Origin of the sequence: Priestia sp. BR_2, assembly GCF_041954005.1 — a bacterium.
Lineage (GTDB): Bacteria > Bacillota > Bacilli > Paenibacillales > Paenibacillaceae > Paenibacillus_AQ > Paenibacillus_AQ lautus_A.
The window spans coordinates 1-15,413 of the sequence record NZ_JAVFHM010000122.1 but is presented as its reverse complement, the minus strand read 5'-3'; the positions used below and the strand labels follow the sequence as shown (position 1 = coordinate 15,413).

At 51.5% G+C, this 15,413-nt stretch carries 14 protein-coding genes and 1 pseudogene; 4 read left to right on the top strand and 11 right to left on the bottom strand.

The features are described from left to right. Positions 1-51 precede the first annotated feature (51 nt). The gene (gene hcp, locus RB298_RS03975) at positions 52-1,737 is read left to right on the top strand and encodes a hydroxylamine reductase (protein ID WP_486045879.1); all 1,686 of its coding nucleotides are present in this window, start codon (positions 52-54) and stop codon (positions 1,735-1,737) included. A 66-nt stretch (positions 1,738-1,803) separates the two neighbouring features. On the opposite strand, the gene RB298_RS03970 is transcribed toward hcp, so the two are convergent. The 6 genes from RB298_RS03970 to RB298_RS03945 all read right to left on the bottom strand — a co-directional run bounded on the left by RB298_RS03970 (position 1,804) and on the right by RB298_RS03945 (position 8,937). After that, entirely contained in the window at positions 1,804-2,991 is a 1,188-nt protein-coding gene (locus RB298_RS03970; protein WP_486045877.1) for an MFS transporter, read from the bottom strand. A gap of 599 nt (positions 2,992-3,590) precedes the next feature. Further along, positions 3,591-4,607 carry a carbohydrate-binding protein gene (locus RB298_RS03965; protein WP_486045875.1) on the bottom strand — a complete coding sequence of 339 codons (1,017 nt, stop codon included), beginning with the start codon at positions 4,605-4,607 and terminating at the stop codon, positions 3,591-3,593. A 402-nt stretch (positions 4,608-5,009) separates the two neighbouring features. After that, positions 5,010-6,581 (bottom strand): 23S rRNA (uracil(1939)-C(5))-methyltransferase RlmD, encoded by a 1,572-nt coding sequence (gene rlmD / locus RB298_RS03960; protein ID WP_486045873.1) that lies wholly within the window; start codon positions 6,579-6,581, stop codon positions 5,010-5,012. A gap of 397 nt (positions 6,582-6,978) precedes the next feature. Further along, positions 6,979-7,860: a diacylglycerol kinase gene (locus tag RB298_RS03955; protein WP_096774998.1), complete on the bottom strand. Its 882-nt coding sequence runs from the start codon at positions 7,858-7,860 to the stop codon at positions 6,979-6,981. 18 nt (positions 7,861-7,878) lie between these two features. Beyond that, positions 7,879-8,643, bottom strand: coding sequence for a sirohydrochlorin chelatase (locus RB298_RS03950; protein WP_192569670.1), 765 nt, complete (start codon positions 8,641-8,643; stop codon positions 7,879-7,881). 3 nt (positions 8,644-8,646) lie between these two features. Beyond that, on the bottom strand, positions 8,647-8,937 hold the full coding sequence (locus RB298_RS03945) for a YerC/YecD family TrpR-related protein (protein ID WP_009592310.1): 291 nt from the start codon (positions 8,935-8,937) through the stop codon (positions 8,647-8,649). 292 nt (positions 8,938-9,229) lie between these two features. On the opposite strand from RB298_RS03945, the gene RB298_RS03940 reads away from it, so the two are divergent. Further along, positions 9,230-9,820 carry a hypothetical protein gene (locus tag RB298_RS03940; protein ID WP_486045870.1) on the top strand — a complete coding sequence of 197 codons (591 nt, stop codon included), beginning with the start codon at positions 9,230-9,232 and terminating at the stop codon, positions 9,818-9,820. Positions 9,821-10,037: 217 nt separating this feature from the next. Here the strand turns inward: RB298_RS03940 and RB298_RS03935 are convergent, their stop codons facing one another. The 5 genes from RB298_RS03935 to RB298_RS03915 all read right to left on the bottom strand — a co-directional run bounded on the left by RB298_RS03935 (position 10,038) and on the right by RB298_RS03915 (position 14,659). Beyond that, the gene (locus RB298_RS03935) at positions 10,038-10,403 is read right to left on the bottom strand and encodes a YrhK family protein (protein ID WP_486045868.1); all 366 of its coding nucleotides are present in this window, start codon (positions 10,401-10,403) and stop codon (positions 10,038-10,040) included. A 206-nt stretch (positions 10,404-10,609) separates the two neighbouring features. Then, positions 10,610-11,566 carry a magnesium/cobalt transporter CorA gene (gene corA / locus RB298_RS03930; RefSeq protein ID WP_486045866.1) on the bottom strand — a complete coding sequence of 319 codons (957 nt, stop codon included), beginning with the start codon at positions 11,564-11,566 and terminating at the stop codon, positions 10,610-10,612. Positions 11,567-11,674: 108 nt separating this feature from the next. Beyond that, positions 11,675-12,664, bottom strand: a complete 990-nt coding sequence (locus RB298_RS03925; RefSeq protein WP_090912270.1) for an inorganic phosphate transporter — start codon at positions 12,662-12,664, stop codon at positions 11,675-11,677. 14 nt (positions 12,665-12,678) lie between these two features. Next, a complete protein-coding gene (locus tag RB298_RS03920) occupies positions 12,679-13,293 on the bottom strand; it encodes a DUF47 domain-containing protein (RefSeq protein WP_012819132.1) in 615 nt (204 codons plus the stop codon). A 232-nt stretch (positions 13,294-13,525) separates the two neighbouring features. Beyond that, complete coding sequence (locus tag RB298_RS03915; RefSeq protein ID WP_486045863.1) at positions 13,526-14,659, bottom strand: DUF3048 domain-containing protein; 1,134 nt, start codon at positions 14,657-14,659, stop codon at positions 13,526-13,528. Between the two features lie 149 nt (positions 14,660-14,808). Here RB298_RS03915 and RB298_RS03910 point away from each other — a divergent pair, with 149 nt between their 5' ends. Together RB298_RS03910 and RB298_RS03905 are read left to right on the top strand one after the other, a co-directional pair. Then, on the top strand, positions 14,809-14,973 hold the full coding sequence (locus RB298_RS03910; protein WP_213580284.1) for a hypothetical protein: 165 nt from the start codon (positions 14,809-14,811) through the stop codon (positions 14,971-14,973). Positions 14,974-15,214: 241 nt separating this feature from the next. After that, positions 15,215-15,413, top strand: a pseudogene (locus tag RB298_RS03905) (Crp/Fnr family transcriptional regulator); the annotation flags it as partial.

The following is a 15,413-nucleotide window of genomic DNA, read 5'->3' as shown; positions in this document are numbered from 1 at the left end:
CAATCTTATACTGACCTTACGACAAATAATCACGAAATTGGAGGAGAAATAATGAATAACAACGCCCAAGAGACCTTACAGCATCAGCCGTCCATGTTCTGCTTTCAATGTCAGGAAGCATCCAAAGGAACAGGCTGCACCATCGTCGGCGTATGCGGCAAACCGCATGATGTGGCAAACCTGCAGGATTTGCTGATTTATCTGCTGAAAGGCATCTCTTTTCTCAGTCTGGATCTCCGCCTGCCGGAAGTGCTTGAACAGCGCGTATCGCTGTTTATGATGGACTCCTTGTTTGCCACGATTACGAACGCCAACTTTGACCGCGAGGTTTTTGTGGGAAGAATCCGGGAAGCGATCGAGCTCCGCGGCGAGGTGCGCACCTATTATAACGAACAATATCCGGAAGGAACCGCCAATCTCCCTGATGCTGCCGTCTGGCAAGCGGATAACGAAGCTGCTTTTGATGAAAAAGCACGTACGGTGGGTGTCCTCTCGACCCGCAATGAAGACATCCGCTCGCTGCGCGAATTGATTACTTACGGCTTGAAGGGGATGGCTGCTTATACGTACCACGCGCTTCATCTGGAGAAGGATGATCACGAATTAAACCGTTTTATGCGCCGTGCGCTTGCCGCCACGCTTGACGACAGCCTTGAAGTGCAGGATCTGGTCGCTTTGACGATGGAAACCGGTAAATACGGCGTAAACGCCATGGCGATGCTGGATGAAGCGAACACCTCGGTGTACGGAAATCCGGAAATTACGAAGGTCAATATCGGGGTAAGCAACCGGCCCGGCATTCTCATCAGCGGCCATGATCTGAAGGATTTGGAGGAGCTGCTGAAGCAGACGGAAGGAACCGGCGTGGACGTGTACACGCACAGTGAAATGCTGCCTGCCCACTATTATCCGGCATTCAAGAAATATGAGCATTTTGTAGGCAATTACGGGAATGCCTGGTGGAAGCAGAATAGCGAATTCGCAGCCTTTAACGGACCGATATTAATGACAACCAACTGTATCGTTCCGCCGAAAGACAGTTATAAGGACCGTATCTATACAACAGGCAACACGGGGTTTCCGGGTGTCCGCCATATTCCAGAAGGAACAGACGGTGCTCCCAAAGACTTCTCCCTACTAATCGAGCAAGCGAAAGGATGCCCGGCTCCAACGGAGCTTGAAACGGGTGAGATCATCGGCGGCTTCGCCCATGCCGCTGTGATGAACGTGGCCGATCAAGTCGTCGATGCCGTGAAAACCGGGGCGATCCGCCGCTTCTTCGTCATGGCCGGCTGCGATGGACGGATGAAATCCCGCAGCTATTACACCGATTTTGCGGCTGAACTTCCAAAAGACACGGTCATTCTAACGGCAGGCTGTGCCAAATACAAATACAATAAACTGGATCTAGGGGATATCGGCGGTATTCCGCGGGTCCTGGACGCTGGTCAATGCAATGATTCTTACTCCCTCGTCGTCATTGCATTGAAGCTGAAGGAAGTATTCGGCCTTGAGGATATTAATGATTTGCCGATTTCCTACAACATTGCCTGGTATGAGCAAAAAGCGGTGATCGTGCTGCTTGCCCTGCTATATCTTGGCGTTAAAAATATTCATCTGGGCCCTACGCTCCCTGCATTCCTGTCGCCTAACGTTGCCAAAGTCCTCGTGGAAAACTTCGGGATCGGCGGGATTACCAATGTGGAAGATGACATGAACATGTTCCTTGGCGCCTAAAAAAAGAATGCCCCACCGGGGCATTCTTTTTTCTTAGATTCAGTAATTGTGGAGGATGAGTACACATCAGCCGCGTTGAACAGATCGTATATTTCTCAATCGACTTCCCGTGAAAATGCTGCTCACTAGCAGTACGAATCCGCCAAACAGATAGGGCAAGTTAAAGTGGACTTCAAACAAAATACCTGCCAGCATCGGTCCAAATATCGTACCGAGACTCGTATAAGCGTTATTCATCCCTGCAACAAACCCCTGTTCATCCCCGGCCACTCTGGACAGCAGCGTATTGATCGTGGGACGCAATATATTATTGAACGTAAAAAACAACATCGTGACTACCATGACATAGTAGAAATGGCCTGAGAATAATAGGAATACAAGCGATACTGCCGATAACAATAGCATGGCAACGATGATTCGTTTTTCTCCGAATCGTTGTGTGATCCGGTCGGTGAACAACAGTTGGTTCAACGTACCGATGAGTGAACATACGGTAAGCAACATAGCGATCTGACGTGTCGTGAATCCGTAGACTTGTACGACAAAAAGCGGGAAAATCGCTTCAAAATGCGTTAAACCGAAGGTCATGGCGAACACAATGAGCAACAGGACAAAATACCGAGATCGAACCGAAAGCACGATTTGCCGGAATACATTTTCCCTCTTCTCCTTCACTTGGCGACGCATCCGGCGAAGGTCCGCCGACAGCGATTCAGGCAATCCCCATAGACTGCAAACCATGGCCAGCAGCCCTACGCATGCGGACACATAAAAGGGCATCTTAATGCCCCATTCCGCAAGCAATCCGCCGACACCCGGACCAATAATAAACCCGGATGTCATCGACGCACCCAACCATGACATGGCCTTGCTGCGCTGCTCATCTGCTGTAATGTCCGCAATATAAGCAATGATGGACGGGATTAAGGCGGCTGAGCCTATTCCGCCAATCAATCGCGAAACGAATAATAAAGTTAGATCGCCCGCGAACGCTGCGAGCAAGTTGGAGATGGCGAACAAGATCAAACCTATGATAATCATGGGTTTACGGCCATATCGATCTGACAAATTACCTGCAAGGGGTGAGAACAGAAATTGGGTCAAGCCGAAACAGGAGACCAAATAGCCCGCCGCCTGTCCGTTTGCTCTAAACTGCTCAAGAAGTTCCGGTATGATCGGTATGACTAGGCCCATACTTAGATTAGCGAGAAACATGTTGAGCAGTAGTAATGGAAACGCTGACTTCTTTAACATTTAGGACCACCTATATCGAATGAATAAAAACCATGAAACAGAAACTGAATAACAGTCCCCCCTCAATCTGCATTTGTATATGTTAGCATGTGGCTATCTATATTAAAAATATAAAAAACATATAAGGGATGAATCTTTTTGATATACATTGTGGTTGCTCTTGTATAATTCTTACGGCGACCGACATATCAAGTTCAGAAAATCGTTTTTTTGAAAAGTATCTACATTATAAAAAAGAGAACGCCCCTGAAGTTGAAGGGGCGTTCTCTTGATTCATGGATTCATGTGATGATCCGGCACTAAATGGGCTCAGTTTTGACAAAAGAATACTACCTGTCGCATCTCATCTATTCCTTTGCGAACCTTTAATATTAGGCACTCCACATGGGACGAATACTTACTATTGATAGAAGGTTTTCCCTCGATCTTTCCTCGATCTTTCTTCGAAAAAAACCTGATAAATAAAAAAGGGCATGGGTTATGCAAGCAATGATCTGCTTGGTAACTCATGCCCTTTCAAATTAAATAAGCCGCTTCCACTCGACAAGCAAATCCTTTCACGTCTCGCTATTTTTCAATTTACCTATCGATGTAACACCTTAATTCTTACCACCATAGCCCTTGTAAGTAGCGTAAACTGCATCTGCATATTGATCTGCCAGAATCGGACGGCCATAAGAATCCGTAGCTCCCGGATACCAGTTATCTCCACCGTTGTAGTGCAATAATCCGTTGTAGATATTTCCAAACTTCGTAATCTTCTCATTTAAAATCAACGCGCCCAGATATACCTGATCTTGTTCACTGCTATGATTATACGCACGGCCAAATTTTGAGCTGAATTGAGATAAATACGCATTGCGTGTGTTTGGTTCTACCTGCATTAAACCGTCGCCGGCCGATGGACTACCCGGTAAACCTGCTCCAAAGCTGCTTTCCTTTTTGATAACGGCACTTAGCAATAAAGCAAAATCTCCGCCTTTCCCATAGGCATTGTCCGCATTCATAACATATGTCCATATATGGCTTGGAACCTCGGCAGGCTTAGTTACTGTAGGAGGTGGTGAACCCGTATAAATCTTGACCGATGACATTTTATCATTGATCGTGCTGCCAACCCAGGAAGAATCTGAAGTAAAGGTCCACTTGGTTCCTCCAAAATTATCATTCTCATATACTTCAACCGTCCAACCGCTTGGAACCTTAAGAGACGACATCCAGTCATTCGGAATTCCGTTTGCGTTCAACTGAGACAGTGTATAATTGCCTATCCCGAGTGTCACTGCTTTTCCTCCATAGTTTATATCTGCATAGAATGTTACTCCGTTCGTTGTCGGTGGTGTGGTTGGTGGTGTAGTTCCGCCGCTACCGCCTTTCTGCCATAAAGCAGGAACATTGGACGGTTCCCAACCTACTTGAGAAGTATGTGCCTGAAGACAGGTATAAGTGCTTCCACTATAGGTTACTGTGTCATTTACTGCATATGCGGTATTTGGAGCCCATGCTCCTCTAGCGGCTGCGCTCACTGACGGTAAGGCTACGCAAAATGTGGATAGAAATACTGCTAAAACTACCAAAAGTGATAAGCGCTTAAAAGGAAACCTTTTATTAGTCATTTTCAAACCTCCTTGTTTCTTTATTTATCTTTAGCGCTCCCATGAGACATGCTACAAGTTTTTGCTGTACTATTATCTTACTTTATTTACATTTTTTAAATTAATTCCACATTTTTTAATGTAGGAGTATGTGAAAATCGGGACCCAAATCGCAATTAATGTCGTGCTAAACAGAAGAAAGACTATGAAAAAAGAGGGGGGGAAGGGGGTCGAGTAAATAAGTAAAAAAATTTCGAGAAAATGCGTGAGAAAACAAAGGGATTTGACGAGTTGAAGCTCCTCCCTGATTCAATAAAAAAACCGAGGAAAAACAGGAGTGGATACCTGAATTTCGCCCGGCTTGTAACACAACTTTAGGCTTTAACACGACTTTATAGGCTTTGAGATGACTTTAATTGCGTTCTACACCTGACGCACTAACAGTGCGCAACTCTCCACATGCACCGTATGCGGGAACATATCCACCGGTGTAACCTCCACCGTCCGATACCCGCCATCCTCCAACACCCGCAAATCCCTTGCCAGCGTGGACGGATTACAACTCACGTACACCACGCGCTCCGGCTTCATCTCAAGAATCGTCTCCAGCAAACGAGGGTCGCAACCTTTGCGCGGTGGATCAACCACGATCACATCCGCCTCGATACCCTGCTCTTTCCAGCGCGGAATCACATCCTCTGATGCACCAACCTCGAACTCCACATGCTTCATACCATTGAGCTCGGCATTGGCACGCGCATCCTCGATCGCTTCCTTCACGATTTCGACCCCATACACCTTCTTGGCATGTTGGGCCAAGAACAGGGATATCGTCCCGATGCCGCAATACGCATCGATCACGGTCTCCTCCCCGGTTAATCCGGCATACTCCACCGTTTTACCATACAATACTTCTGTCTGAGCCGGGTTCACCTGATAGAAGGAACGCGCGGAAATCGCGAACTTCACATCGCCGATATAGTCATGAATGACCTCACGCCCCCACAGGACGCGGGTCACATCCCCGAAAATAACGTTCGTTTTGCGTGTGTTCACGTTCTTGCAGATGCTCACCACAGCCGGGAGCTCCTCACGGATGGCAGAGATCCACTCGTTGACACGTGGAATCCGCTCGCCATTGGTTACGAGCACAATCATCATCTCTCGGGTAGCAAATCCGATCTTCACCACGACATGGCGAAGCAAGCCCTGACCTGTCTCTTCATTGTAGGCGGTGATGCCTAGCTTCCGCCCGATGGCTTTGACGCGGCTGACGACCTCGTCGTTCTGCTCATGCTGGATGAGGCACGTCTCCATGTCCACGATCCGGTGGCTGCCCCGGGCGTAGAAGCCGCCGACCAGGCCGCCTTCCGTTACGCCGATCGGCACCTGGGACTTGTTGCGGTAGCGCCAAGGCTCGCTCATACCGAGTGTCGGCCGCACGAGGATCCCCTCTTGATCTGAATCAACGCTGGACACGGCAGGATTCGCCCCGTTGGTTTCAGAATTCTGAATGTCCCCTCCACCATCTGTGCCACTCCGCTCATCGCCCACACGCGTCTCTCCAGTACCTGCCGCCTCTCGAACCACTCGCAGCTTCCCGATCCGCTCCAGGTTGTCCACCACCAGCTGGCGCTTCCACTCCAGCTGACCGGCATAGCTCATATGCTGCAGCTGGCAGCCGCCGCATTGGTCGTATATCGGGCATGGGGCCGCGATGCGGTTCGGGCTCTGCTCGACCAGCTCCAGCAGCTTGGCGTAGCCATACTGTTTCTTGGTCTTGAGCACCTTCACCCGGGCCTTCTCGCCCGGCAGCGCGCCCTGAACGAACAGGGTGTAGCCGTCCGCACGACCGACCCCTTCCCCGTCATGGTTCATTCCTATAATATCGATCACGACCTCGTCGTTCTTGGCCACCGGCAGGTCTATGAGGGCCGCCGATGCCGCCGGCTTGCCGCTGCGGCGCGTGTCGCTTCCTTTGCGGTTCTTCTTCATGATGTGCTGTTCACTTCTTTCCGTTCAACTTGTCCCTTACCACTCTATATTCCCAATCGGTGTCTCATCCATAATCATAGCGGATGATCTTCCGTTAACCTTCATTCGCTTAAACAACAAAAAGCTCCCCCAAGGGAGCTTAGCGCACAAGCTCACGTCCATCATTATACGGGAGCCTCGTATGTTATTCAATCCATTTAGCCTGCAAATCCAATCATTTACTTACAAGAGCCTGGAGCCTAAGCGGCGATCCTCGGCCTGTTCCATCTCGTTCCATGGCCCATCGCCCCAATCGCCTATCCATCGCTAATGCGGTCAGTCCCCGCTGAGCCCTCGGCAGCAACCATCACGGCTTACGCGCGCCCCATGCCTTCCACCTCTCTACCAGCCACCATTCTCAGCCAAAAATCCGCAAATGCTGCGGCAGGACACGGAACGTGCCCGGCAGGACGCCGCCGAACTCGCCGTCCAGGTTCAGCTGAACCGGTCCCGGAGAGACGACCTCCATATAGTCGGTGCGGAAATGCACGACTCGCTTGTCGTTGATATGCTCGCCGCGCAGGGCTAGCGTAGCCACGCGCACGAACTCCGCCAGATTGCACTTGCGAAGCGCAATGACGTCGAACAAGCCGTCGTCGATGCTCGCGCCCGGCGCGATTTTGTCGAAGCCGCCAACCGAGTTGCTGTTCGCAATGAGGAAGACCATGAATTCGTCATGGATCGCCGGATGACCGCTAGCGTTGATGATGAGCTCCTGCGGTGTGAGGCTGACCATTTTCTCGATCCCCTTCAAATAATACGCCAGCTGCCCGATCATCGTCTTCAGCTTGCTAGGCACCTCGTAGGTGAGCTCGGTCAGCGTACCGCCACCTGCGATATTGATGAAGTAGCGATCATTCGCTTTGCCCACGTCAATCGGACGCGTCTCGCCCCGAATCACCAGATCGCAATACTCCTCCCAGTTCTTCGAGATGCCGAGCGCCCGCGCAAAATCGTTCGTGGTCCCCAGCGGGAATATGCCCAGCGGCGGGAGGTTATCCCTGCCGGCCATCCCGTTGATGACCTCATTGAGCGTGCCGTCTCCGCCGGCCGCGATCACAAGATCGTACCCGCGCTCGACGGCATCCGCCGCTTCGCGAGTCGCATCCCCCTCTCCGGTCGTTGCATGACAGGAGGTTTCGATGCCAGCACTGTCCAGACGGTGCAATATATCAGCAAGCCGACGCTTCATTTCCTCCCGGCCGGAGGTTGGGTTATAGATTAACCTTGCATTTCTCATTAACGATACGCCACCTACTTATGATTTCAAGGATTGAAGAAGACGTTTGGCCTGCGACTCCATCCACTGCGGCAGCAGCGGATGCGGAAGCAAGGTTCTGCCGGAATACCGGCATTCCAGCCCCTGAAGCCGATCGGGTATTACCTTCTCCGTAAAATACCCCTCACTCAAAAAAAGCGGAGCTACGATCACATCGCAGCCGCGCTCCATCCATGCTGTCACCTTGTCCCGCACATCGCCGGGACTGAGTAAGGCATAATCCGCGCCGGTTCCGCTTACCTCGCTAACTCGCTGTGCCAAAGAGTTAATACCCTTTTCCCAGCGGCTGCGAAACAGATCATGCCTGCTGCCGTGTCCGACGAGGAGAATGACCTCCTTCGCCGGGTTCGCGGACAGCTCTTTCACCTTATCCCATACCATGGCCGCAATCTCGGGATCGTCGTCCATCGGCGTACCGAAATGAACCCGGGACCGAACCCGAAACGGCGCCAGGTCCGTCTCCATGTCCGGAACGGCCTTCGCTCCTATAGCATAAGCTATTTCGTCGACATGTGTGCTGCCGGACGAGACAAATAGAGGAATGACCACAATGTCGGTGACACCCTGGTCTTCCAAGGCCGTGATGCCGTCCTGAATCAGACGGCCCTCTACCAATTCCAGGTACGAAGATACGACCGGTATATCCATGCGGGATGCCAGTTCGTGGACAGCCTCGTCCACAAGCGACACCCATTTCCGTTCACGTGAGCCATGACTGATGACCAGCACACCCGGCTTCGTCATGAATTAACGTCCCAGACGCTCCAGCGTCATTTTGTAACCGTCATTGCCGTAGTTCAGGCAGCGCTTCACGCGCGAGATCGTGGCCGTGCTGGCTCCCGTTTCTGCTTCAATCTGGTTGTATGTGCATCCCTTGCCCAGCATGCGCGCCACTTCCAGCCGCTGCGACAAGGATTGGATTTCGTTCACGGTACAGAGATCGTCGAAGAATACATAACATTCCTCCACGCTGTCCAGGGTTAATATCGCTTCGAATAATTGATCGATGCTCTTATCATTTAGCTTCTTTAATTGCACTGGATGATCATCCCCTATTGTTACTGTGTGTATAACACTCGCACTCCCATTGTACCCGAGCGGATATAGTATTTTCAAGCATTAACGATTTCACGCACTACAGGACGACCACCCCCTAGGGGGACTCATCCCGCATGAACGCTCTCATTCACGTCCGAAAGAGGCGCGCCAAAATCTTCCTGGGCCATCGCCCGATTCCGCTCCTATCCCGAAAATCGGGACATCCGCCTAAACCCATCGCCCGCCCGTATCATACAGTATAGTATCTTAACTCAAAAAGGAAAGTGATATCATGACGCGTCATTCTCACTATTATCATCGCCGACCCACGAATAACCATCGATCCCTCAATTCATATGAATCACTGCCCCAGGATCCAACACCGTACCCTGGCATCACGCCATACGGCGATTATCCGGAAGTCGGTGAAACGGCGTTATATCCATATACCGACGGCGTAACGGATTTGGAGGCTTCGGCCTCGGCTCTCGCTCCCTCCACGAATTCCGGCGGCGGCGGGCTGGCAGGTCTCCTCGGCGGAGGAGGCGGCAGCGGCGGTGGATTAAGCAAGCTCCTCGGCGGGCTCGGGGTCAACAATATGAGCGACATCAAGGGTCTCATCGACCGGATGGGCGGCATCGACGGCATCGTCAACAACATCGGCAAGGTACAAAAGGTCATGCAGGGCTTCCAGCAGCTTGCGCCTATGTTCTCCGTACTGGCAGGCGCACTTAAGAAGAAGGGTAGCGGATCGTCTTCGACTACCTATACGGATCAGAATGAAGACGGCTACGAATACAGACCGAGAAGACGGCGGTCCTCGGGAAGCAGACGACGCTCCGGCTCGCGCAAATCGTCTTCCGGCAAAAGACGGCGCCGTTAACCTATGTAATCGGTGACCCACGACACTTTATATGCCGTGCAATTCTAATCAAACACTGCAGGCTCTGATCAGCGAATGAGATCAGATCTGTCAGGATGGTCCATGAGATACGTTAGGGCCGACCATGGCGGGATGCACGGAGCCCTCATACATCACGCAGGCTCCAGTCTGTACCCCAGACTGGAGCCCTATCTTTTTTACGGCCTGTATATCCTTATCAGCGAGTCCAGTCCCCTTCGGGGCCGGCTTCTTTATTCTCGACGCTTTCGAGCGATTTTAACCGGAACCAATAGGAACCGCGCAAACCGGAACGCAGCAGCATCGTAATACTGCCGAGCAGGTACAGCACCGTCGGGATTCGTTTCATCTGGGGATAGAACATCATGATGCTGCCTGCAATGAAGAGCAGACCCGTGGCGATCTCGCTGATGACCATGCCCACCTCGTAACGGTTCGTGACGGCGAGCTTCCGTTTTCGTTTCCTAGCCAAGCGAAGCATCCGGCGCAGCAGCCGGGAACGCAAAGGCTCGTCTGGTTGACGCGATGAACGCTTCTTGGGTTGTCGTTTGAGCCCGAGTTTCATATGCAGTCCCTCCTCAGCAAGCCTTTACCCCTTACGGAAGAACAAGAAACGACAGCTATTTAGCATTCGCCCTGTGAAATGGGACAACCTTCCCCGCTCATCTCTCTTCAAAGTTACCGCTGACCCAGGACTTCGGCCGACGCAGATGGTCCCGGCTGGAATCCCTGCTTCGGCTGGCCTAACAGTATTTACCGCCATAGAGTCTCTTATTTAAACCAGCCTCTGCGCATAAACCACAACACCATGCCGCCGCCTAGCACGAACATGAGAAGGAGGACGAAGAAGTATCCGTAATGCCACCCCAGCTCCGGCATGTTCTCGAAATTCATCCCATAGATCCCGGCGATCAGGGTGAGCGGCATGAAAATCGTCGTAATGACGGTCAACGTCTTCATGATTGTATTCATCCGGTTCGAATTCACCGATATGTAGCTGTCCCGTAGATCCGCCGTCATCTCGCGGTCCGCCTCGATCATGTCCGCCAGCTTCAGCAGATGGTCATAAATGTCGGAAAAATAAGCATGGTGCGCGTGATGCTCCATATGCTGCGAGTTCACGATCCGGTACAGCAGATCCCGCATCGGCACCACGGTGCGCCGCAGGCGGAGCAGCCTGGAACGCAGCGCAAAGACCTGATTCATCAGGTCCTCGACCGAATCCTTCTCCCCTTGGCTTTCCAGCTCGGCCAGCTCGTCCTCGATGGCGAACAGGCTGGGAAAATACTGGTCCACCAGCTTATCCATAATCGTATATGCCGTGAAGCTCGGGCCGTCCTGGCCCAGCGGCCCCTTGCCGGCAGCCGAGAGCACGCGTTCCCAAGCCTCGTCCATTTCTGGCAGCGCCTGCTGGTGGAAGGAGACCACGAACGAAGGGGCCAGGAACACATCCACCTCGACCGCCTGCAGCGTATCCGGCTGAAGGGCATGCAGGACAAAGAACTGCATGTTGTCGTAATAATCCAGCTTCGGCCGCTGCAGGATATGCAAGCAATCCTCCACCGCCAGTGGGTGGAAGTGAAAATAGGTCTCCAGCTTCCGCGCTTCCTCCGGCGTGGGATTGCTGAAATCGGCCCAGATCCAGGCATAGTCCTCCATTCGGATTTCTTCCAGCGTAAGCCCGGTCACCGGTTCATAGCTTGGCGTAATCGCCAGAACGCGTATCATGATTGGATGTCCCCTTCCCCTGTACCATCGATTCTTTAAACAAAAAAAGCCAATCGATTCCTGATTGGCCCCACAACTATCCGTTTCTCTATGTGTAATGATTCATGTCTAGAAAAGAATTTTAAAGATGACTCCTGCCAGTATGGCCGTAATCGGAATCGTAATAAACCAGGTTACCACGATGCGTCCTGCCAAGGACCATTTTACGGCGGAGAAGCGTTTTGCCGAGCCTACGCCGAGAATTGCCGACGTAATGGCATGCGTCGTACTGATCGGCAAGTGAAGCAATGTTGCCGAGAAGATAACGGAAGCGGCCGAGAAGTCCGCGGCGAACCCGTTGATCGGCTCGATTTTGAATATTTTCGTACCCATGGTCTTGATGATCTTCCAGCCGCCTACCGACGTACCGAGCGCCATCGCTGTTGCTGCAGAGACTTTAACCCAGAAGGGTACTTCCATCTCCTGCAATTGACCGGACGTCACGAGAGCAAAAGTAATAATACCCATTGCCTTCTGAGCGTCGTTGGTACCGTGCGTGAAGGATTGTAGCGCTGCCGTGAAGATCTGCATCGTACGGAAGCCCTTGTTCACCGTATGCGGACTGCGCTTGGCAAAAATGACCTTGAGCAGCTGCATGACCAGATAACCGATCACGAACGCGATAATCGGCGACAGGATCAACGCGAGCACGATGTCCTTAAATCCGCCGTAATTCAGCATGTCGCTTCCCGCGCCGACGAATACTGCGCCGGCCAATGCCCCGATCAGGGCATGGGAAGAGGACGAAGGCAATCCGAACCACCAGGTAACCAGGTTCCAGATGATGGCTGCAAGCAATGTTGCAATAACAACCTCGATCCCGTTATCCAGCTTGGTCGGATCCGCGACGCTGCCGCCGATGGTTTTGGCAACGCCCGTGAACATCATCGCGCCGACGAAGTTCATGCTCGCTGCGAGCAGTATGGCTACCCGCGGCTTCAGGGCCCGGGTCGATACCGACGTTGCAATGGCATTCGCCGTATCGTGGAACCCGTTGATGAAGTCAAATGCAAGCGCCAAAAAAACAACTATTACTAATACTAACATCGTTGTATCCATTGTTCAGGACTCCCTTACGAGTTGCGCATAATGATGGATTCCAGCATATTTGCCACGTCTTCGCAGGTGTCCGTGGTCGTCTCAAGACGTTCGTAAATCTCTTTCTTCTTGATCAGCAGAATCGGGTCAGAGACGGTGGCGAACAGATCCTTGATACAGATACGAAGCAGCTCGTCGCCTTGGTTCTCCAGATCGTTCAAGCGGATCGTGTACTCGCGAATCGCCAATAGCTTTTTCTGGGAGAGCAAATGAATGGCTTTCTGAATTTCATAAGCCGATTGACGCAGAATCTCTGCAAACTGCACCATGTACTCGTCAGGCTTGCCCAGCTGATACATATAGAAACGGGATGCGGTCGCTTCCAATCCGTCCATTACATCGTCCATGCTGGTTGTCAGGTCCATGATGTCGTCGCGTTCGATTGGCGTAATAAATGTTTTGTTGAGTTCAGTAATGATGGTATGCGTGTAGGTATCACACTGCGACTCGTACTTCTTCATTTCGTTGGCAAATTCAAGCACATCTTCAAGATTGGAAACGTGCTGCGAAAAATAGTCTGCGGCTTGTACCACCGTATCGGCCATATTCTCCAGCGTTTGGAAGAATATATCCTTTTTCTTCATTTTCATACTCTTAACCCCTTTTTTCGATAAATTGCCGCGAACGCCTTGAAAAGATAGACAACCTTGACTATCTTATCACATCCATGGCAGGGTGTGTATAGAAAAGTAACACTCAAAAATGTAAGGAACTAACAAAACAGAAGATGCATGGATATCCCTTTGATTCCCTTGCCTATTAACATCTCCGTCTGCGTGCAAATTATCCCGAAACGACAGGCCTTGGTCGCCGCCTCGAATTCTAAGGATTCGAGATCGTTACGTGGCTTTCAAAAGAAGGCGTATTGGGCACAATGTTGAAATATGTCGTTCCCGGAACCAGCGGCACTTCCTTGCCGTCCTTCACGAAACGGATCGCATCGCCCGCAGCGCGTACCCACTGCCCCTTGATGACTTCCCCGCGCTGGAACAGCATCGCTTCCCCGCCCGCTTCCACGTTCACGGCAAGCCGGCCCACGTCATCCAGCACCTTATGGTCCGCCCCCAGCACGATCACATTCGCGGCCTCCAGCTGAACGTTATCGTTGAGATCCACATGCGGCGATCCGTTGATCGACCGTTTGTACGTATTGGAGGAACCGTCATACTGATAATCCACGACATAGCTGTCCAATAAAAATTTGATTTCTACCTTCTCTGCAGCCTCCCCGGAAACAACCTCAACCGGTTCAGTGCCCGCTTTACCATCGGCGCTTGCAGCGATCGCTTCCGGATAGAACGTATATTGCGGAACCTTCACCTCGTTGCCGTAATTCAGCTTAGCCGCTCCTTCGCGGAGCTTCTCGTCGCTGGAATACAGATTATGCGGCGCTTTGCGGTCCTTGGCCCTCCAGAAGTAGGCGCCTGCATTCCCGATCTCATCCATGTCCTGCTTGCCTTGCTTTTGAATGATGCTGTAGGCTTCCGGACTTCCTCCCGCATGCACCAGAACGCCGCCGTAGCTCTCGCCAAGATTTATCAGATACGGTCGAATGCTGCGAATCGGCCCGATCTTCTCAATGTCGCTCTGGCTTTGGAAGATACCGATCAGCCGCGTGATTCCTCCCTCCGCCAGCACTTCATACACCATGTCGGCTTGACTGAGACCCGACTGCGGCCTAGCAGCCGGTGCGTTATTGATCATAACGGCCAGCGGACGCTGCGTCAGTGACGCTTCTAACGGCAATCCCGTCAGAGGTGCCTTATATGGAGAAGAGGTTTCCTCCTGGGGCACTTCGACTGGCTGCTCGACCGGAGCCTCCACCACGGGTGCCGGCGTTGGCTCCGCCTGCTGTTTACCGCCGCTGCATCCAGACAGCAGCAATACTGCCGCCATGGACAACAAGCTTGTCCTCCACGCGATTTTTTGGAATGACAAAGACCCTTTGCTAAACATATTGTTTCCCCCTATGAACGCTCCCATTACTTATTACCCTAAATTTCCAGACCGTTTACCCGTAATTTCCAACCGACGTTTCAACTTTAATTTACATTTAATCACAAAATCCGTGCTTTGTCTGTATTAAGAAGGGATACATTCGGATCATGGTTCCCCTTGACGCCGTTGAGTTGGCAGCGCTTTATGAATCCAGCAGCAGGCGGCTGTTTGTCAATCGAAGAGCCCTCCAGGTATGCTCCGGACCATATGTCGTGCGTGCAGGCAGCACCCTTCCCGAATCACGCACCTTGCGTACGGGGAGCCTTGCCTGAACAACGATCTACGCGTTCAAGATGCCTTACCACAGTGTACAGAATCCCTAAAATAGAGTTCATTTTGAAATGTTCACAACTTTGTGATATTTATCACATGTATTGTGAATATTTTCACTTATAATAAAGACATAGAGAAGGTGATCACTTCCCAAGGCAACATGAACACACATCATTGACATCAGAAACAAAGTAACATGTTAATCCAAAAAAATTAAAACTCATTTAAGGAGTGGTTTATATGTTTAACAACTGGCTGAGAACAAACAAAGTGGCAATGTGGTTACTGACCTTCATCCGGGTCTACATCGGGTATGAATGGATGACGGCAGGTTGGGGTAAATTGACGGGCGGTTTCGAAGCAGGCGGCTTCCTGCAAGGCGCGATTGCCAAAGCAGCCGGCGATCACCCCGCCGTTCAAGGCTGGTGGGCAGCGTTCC

Coding starts and splice junctions, on each gene's coding strand:
- RB298_RS03940 (WP_486045870.1), top strand. CDS start 9,230: ATGACGCGTCATTCTCACTATTATCATCGCCGACCCACGAATAACCAT.
- RB298_RS03925 (WP_090912270.1), bottom strand. CDS start 12,664: ATGGATACAACGATGTTAGTATTAGTAATAGTTGTTTTTTTGGCGCTT.
- RB298_RS03965 (WP_486045875.1), bottom strand. CDS start 4,607: ATGACTAATAAAAGGTTTCCTTTTAAGCGCTTATCACTTTTGGTAGTT.
- corA (WP_486045866.1), bottom strand. CDS start 11,566: ATGATACGCGTTCTGGCGATTACGCCAAGCTATGAACCGGTGACCGGG.
- RB298_RS03920 (WP_012819132.1), bottom strand. CDS start 13,293: ATGAAAATGAAGAAAAAGGATATATTCTTCCAAACGCTGGAGAATATG.
- RB298_RS03950 (WP_192569670.1), bottom strand. CDS start 8,643: ATGACGAAGCCGGGTGTGCTGGTCATCAGTCATGGCTCACGTGAACGG.
- hcp (WP_486045879.1), top strand. CDS start 52: ATGAATAACAACGCCCAAGAGACCTTACAGCATCAGCCGTCCATGTTC.
- RB298_RS03970 (WP_486045877.1), bottom strand. CDS start 2,991: ATGTTAAAGAAGTCAGCGTTTCCATTACTACTGCTCAACATGTTTCTC.
- rlmD (WP_486045873.1), bottom strand. CDS start 6,581: ATGAAGAAGAACCGCAAAGGAAGCGACACGCGCCGCAGCGGCAAGCCG.
- RB298_RS03915 (WP_486045863.1), bottom strand. CDS start 14,659: ATGTTTAGCAAAGGGTCTTTGTCATTCCAAAAAATCGCGTGGAGGACA.
- RB298_RS03910 (WP_213580284.1), top strand. CDS start 14,809: ATGGTTCCCCTTGACGCCGTTGAGTTGGCAGCGCTTTATGAATCCAGC.
- RB298_RS03955 (WP_096774998.1), bottom strand. CDS start 7,860: ATGAGAAATGCAAGGTTAATCTATAACCCAACCTCCGGCCGGGAGGAA.
- RB298_RS03935 (WP_486045868.1), bottom strand. CDS start 10,403: ATGAAACTCGGGCTCAAACGACAACCCAAGAAGCGTTCATCGCGTCAA.